At 58.2% G+C, this 4,754-nt stretch carries 5 protein-coding genes; 4 read left to right on the plus strand and 1 reads right to left on the minus strand.

Annotated elements, in window-relative coordinates:
- Positions 1-337: hypothetical protein (locus tag VJ604_RS18925; RefSeq protein WP_324085205.1), on the minus strand; the 337-nt coding region annotated here is incomplete at its 3' end.
- Positions 338-685: 348 nt separating this feature from the next.
- On the opposite strand from VJ604_RS18925, the gene VJ604_RS18930 reads away from it, so the two are divergent.
- From VJ604_RS18930 to VJ604_RS18945, 4 genes are all read left to right on the plus strand, one after another.
- Positions 686-1,669 carry a glycosyltransferase family 2 protein gene (locus tag VJ604_RS18930; RefSeq protein WP_324085208.1) on the plus strand — a complete coding sequence of 328 codons (984 nt, stop codon included), beginning with the start codon at positions 686-688 and terminating at the stop codon, positions 1,667-1,669.
- Between the two features lie 148 nt (positions 1,670-1,817).
- Positions 1,818-2,255 carry a cupin domain-containing protein gene (locus VJ604_RS18935; protein WP_324085210.1) on the plus strand — a complete coding sequence of 146 codons (438 nt, stop codon included), beginning with the start codon at positions 1,818-1,820 and terminating at the stop codon, positions 2,253-2,255.
- Positions 2,252-3,367 carry a DegT/DnrJ/EryC1/StrS family aminotransferase gene (locus VJ604_RS18940; RefSeq protein ID WP_324085213.1) on the plus strand — a complete coding sequence of 372 codons (1,116 nt, stop codon included), beginning with the start codon at positions 2,252-2,254 and terminating at the stop codon, positions 3,365-3,367. Before VJ604_RS18935 ends, VJ604_RS18940 begins: the two co-directional genes overlap by 4 nt.
- Before the next feature lie 13 nt (positions 3,368-3,380).
- Positions 3,381-4,583 (plus strand): glycosyltransferase family 4 protein, encoded by a 1,203-nt coding sequence (locus VJ604_RS18945; RefSeq protein ID WP_324085215.1) that lies wholly within the window; start codon positions 3,381-3,383, stop codon positions 4,581-4,583.
- The last annotated feature ends 171 nt before the right edge of the window (positions 4,584-4,754 follow it).

Consider the following 4,754-nt stretch of genomic DNA (forward strand, 5'->3'; position numbering starts at 1 on the left):
CCAGGCGGCGCGCCAGCGACACCGTGGCCAGGATAGCTATCCAGAGCATGACCAACTGGGTGGCATGGGCAACCCACTCGGCTCCGCCCGCCATAATCGCGGGGATCAGCAGCCATGCCATGACCGGGCCGGAGGGAACCAGTTGCGATACCCTCTCCGAGGTGTCCGCCCAGGCCATCATGAAAGCGGTCGGGTGAAGCGGATCGACCAAGGCGTGGCGTGCCTGGCACAGAAATAACGGGTCATCGATGGTGAACGCCTTGCCGAGGAACGGAAAAAGCAGAATGGCAGCCAAAAGGAGTGCGGGGAAGGCTGTATATAGCACGGAATTCTTCATGTTTTTGCGCTCCGCGGTCGAAGATTGCGAGTAATGGGTGCCACTTGCTTACCAGCAGGTCTTCAAAATAAGCAGATGTGAATTAAGTAGCAGTGAATTCGGTTGCAGTGATATCACAAGAACCGCTCACTTTACAATAATTAGATCCCTCCGGTTCCCTCTGCGAGACCCCTGCCCTGTGTACCGCTAAAATCATCGCCGCAGTAGACAAAGGGAACCGTTAAATGCTATATTCCCACAGATATTGGGGTCTGCATCTTCCTACTCACGTGAATCCGCGTGCCATGTCGGCTGAAACTCCCCTACGCTCCCTATCATCTGGAAAAAGAAAGAACTCCTGAAGGTAAAATGAAGCTCATTATCCAGATACCCTGTTACAACGAGGCCGCTACCCTGGCGGTCAGCTTGAACGACCTGCCCCGCGAGGTGCCCGGTTTCAGCAAGGTCGAATGGCTGGTGATCAACGACGGCAGCACGGACGATACGGTTCAGGTGGCGAAGGAGTGCGGCGTCGATCACATCGTCAGCTTTTCCCGCAACCGCGGGCTCGCCTGCGGCTTCATCGCCGGGCTGGACGCCTGCGTCAGGCTGGGGGCCGACGTCGTCGTCAACACGGATGCGGACAACCAGTACGCCGCCGCCGACATCCCGGCGCTGGTCGCCCCCATCCTCGCGGGCAAGGCGGAGATCGTCATCGGCGCCCGGCCCATTTCCACCATCGAGACCTTTTCAGGGGTGAAGAAAGCGCTGCAAAAGCTCGGCAGCAAGGTCGTGCGCGTGTTCAGCAAGACCGACATCCCCGACGCCCCGAGCGGCTTCCGCGCGATGAGCCGGGAAGCGGCCATGCGGCTGAACGTCTTCAACAACTACACCTACACCCTGGAGACCATCATCCAGGCGGGGCAGAAGAACATCGCCATCACCTCGGTCCCCATCCGGGTGAACGGCGATCTGCGCCCGTCGCGCCTGGTGAAGAGCATCTCCTCCTATGTCAGGAAGTCCATCGTCACCATCCTCAGGATCTTCGTCGTCTACCGGCCCTTCCGCTTCTTCATGACCATCGGCCTGTGCGTCTTCGCCGCCGGCTTCCTGGTCGGCGCCCGATTCCTTTACCACTACTTCCTCGGGAGCGGCGCCGGACACGTGCAGTCGCTGATCCTGGCGTCGATCCTGCTGGGCGTTGGCTTTCAAACCATCCTCACCGCATTCCTCGCCGACCTCCTTGCCGTCAACCGGCGCCTGATGGAAGACGTACAGTACAGGGTCAAGGCTCTTGAAGTGAGGGGGAGAACCGGCGCGAACGAAGGGGGCGCCGACAAGGAGGAGCACTGAGACAAGATCGGTCACCACTGTTCTTGCTCGGCGAAATGCTTGTCGTCGCTTTCCCTCAGACGACTACCCTTTCGTGATCCTGTCCCGGTTTGGAGGCAGTCCTTAACTCAAAGCAACTTGTCATCTTCACTCGAATGAGGAAATCACCATGTTCGAACAAATCGTAAAAGACGGGGAAATCGTTGCTATCATCATTCCGCACTCATTTCACGAATCCGGTATCAAATTCGTAACTCCCGACGATTTTTCCCAGCAGGTCGCTTTCATGAATCACCCCGTCGGGAAAGTCATTGAACCACACCTGCACAATCTCGTTCCCCGGACCGTACACTACACGCAGGAAGTGCTCTTCATCAGGAGAGGGCGCCTCCGTGTGGACTTTTATGATGATGCGACCAATTACCTGGAAAGTCGCATTCTTGAAGCCGGAGATACCCTTCTGCTGGCCAGCGGCGGACATGGCTTCGAAGTCCTTGAGGAAATCGAGATGATCGAGGTTAAGCAGGGGCCGTATGCAGGCGACCAGGATAAGACGAGATTCGCTGCCGCTTCCAGGATCGTTGTTGGCAATGGGGACGCACTATGATCCCCGTCAACGAGCCGCTTCTGGACGGCAACGAAAAGAAGTATCTGAACCAATGCATCGACACCGGCTGGATCTCTTCGGAAGGCCCCTTCGTCAAGGACTTCGAGACCCGCTTCGCCGCCCGCGTCGGGCGCAAGTACGGGGTGGCGGTAGCAAACGGATCTGTTGCACTGGACGCTGCGGTCGCTGCTCTCGGCATCGGCAAGGGTGACGAAGTGATCATGCCGACCTTCACCATAATCTCGTGCGCCGCCGCGATTGTCAGGGCGGGCGCCATTCCAGTGCTGGTGGATTGCGATCGGGACACCTGGAACATGGACGTGAGCCGGATCGAGAGCCGGATCACCGCAAAGACCAAGGCCATCATGGTGGTCCATATCTACGGACTGCCGGTCGACATGAACCCGCTGCTGGAAATCGCCCACCGGCACGGACTCCAGGTGATCGAGGACGCCGCCGAGATGCACGGGCAGACCTACCAGGGGCGTCCCTGCGGCAGTTTCGGGGATGTCAGCACGTTCAGCTTCTATCCCAACAAGCACATCACCACCGGCGAAGGCGGCATGATCGTCACCGACGACCAGGCCGTTGCCGAGCGCTGCGCCTCCCTGCGAAACCTCTGTTTCCAGCCGCGCAAGAGGTTCGTGCACGAGGAGCTTGGCTGGAACTTCCGGATGAGCAACCTGCAGGCGGCGCTGGGAGTGGCGCAGTTGGAGCGCCTCGATGAGTTCGTGGTCAGGAAAAGGAGGATGGGTGAGCTCTATAGCCGCCTGCTGGACAAGGTGGAGGGTGTACAACTGCCGGTGGCTTCCACCGCTTACGCTGACAACATCTACTGGGTCTACGGTCTCGTTCTGCAAGACCAGATCCGGTTCGATGCCGAAGGCGCGATGAAGCGACTGGCGGAAAAGGGGATCGGTACCAGGCCTTTTTTCTTCCCGATGCACGAACAGCCGGTTTTCAAAAAAATGGGGCTTTTTGCGGGCGAAACCTATCCCGAGGCGGAAAGGCTTGCCCGGAAAGGTTTTTATGTGCCGTCAGGCCTTGCGCTCTCCGAGGAGCAGATTGCGGAGGTGGCAGACACCCTGAAAAAGGTGCTTGTTAATGGCTAACAAGATAGCCTTTGTGATAAGCGGCAAGTCGCCGATTACCATTCCCGGCGGCCTCGGCGCGTACGCCTATAACGTAGCAAAAATCCTCGATTCCCTCGGATACAAGGTCTACATCCTTGGCTTCAGCTCCCAAAAGGAACAGGTATCACTTGATTTCGCGACGCTCATTCACTTCGTCAACCCTTACGAGAGGCTTTTAGGACTCGGCGCGGTCATGGCATCTGGGCTTTTCGTCGCCGAGATGGAAAAGGTGATCGAGCAGGAAAAGCCGGATGAACTGATCGTCTACAGCGCGGCGATCTGGGGAGTCGCCGGCACCAAGCTGAAGCAGAAGCTGCGGGGCAGCAGCATCAAGCTGAAAACCCTGGTTGGGTATTTCACCACCCACAAGCACGAATATCGGGGGCATGTCATCGGTGCTCCCGCTTGCGACTACGGCTACCGTAGATCTCTGTTTATCAGGGCCGCCTACCTTTTCGCCCGCACGGTATACTCGCCAATTGAAAGCAGATTGCTCAGGGGAAGTGATCTGGTAGTCGTCCATTACGATTCCACCCGCAACATCCTTCTCTCCGAATTTGCCGGTCTCGATCCGGAAAAGGTCGTCAAGCTCCCGTATTACATTGATATTTACGAAAGGAAGTCCGAACTCACCATCGGGTCCGATGCGATCCGTTCGGGCGATGTCCCCACGGTCAGCCTTATCTGCAGGCAGGACCCGAGAAAAGGGATCAACACCTTCCTGAAGGCGGCAAAGATCGTCAGGGAGCGCGGCATCGCCTTTAACTGTCTCGTTGCCGGCGCCGGAGTCTTCCATCGGCATAACATGAGGCTCGCCAAGCGCTTGGGGCTGGAGGGCTTTGTCAGCTTCCTCGGCTTTGTTGATTCGGTCGACAAGGTCCTCGACCGCACTGATATTTACGTCCTCCCTTCCGTGGAGGAGGGCAGCGGTGCAATTTCCCTTCTTGAGGCGATGAAAAAAGGGGTCACCATCCTCACCACGCTCTGCGACGGCATCCCGGAGGACTTCGTTGATCACGAAACGGCGGTGCTCGTCCCCCCCAACGACCCGCAGAGGATGGCTGCTGCCTTGGAAGAACTGCTCCTGGACGGTAATCTGCGCGCAGCGCTGGCGGCAAACGTGCGCCGCGATTACGCGAAGAGGTTCACCTTCGAAAAGATGCAGGAAGGGTTGCGAGGCCTGCTGGCGCAATGAACGCTTCTCCCGTGAAACCGCCGCGCTACCTCTTGAGGGAGGCGATGCTTCTCTCGATGCTCGACGGGTTGCCGCCGGGCAGGTTTCTCGAGATCGGCCACGGCAGCGGCAACATGTTGCGGACGCTGGCGGAAGCCGGCTACTGGGGTGATGGTTACGATTTTTCGGAGG

It is taken from the genome of Geomonas sp., assembly GCF_035254065.1.
Classification (GTDB): Bacteria; Desulfobacterota; Desulfuromonadia; order Geobacterales; family Geobacteraceae; genus Geomonas.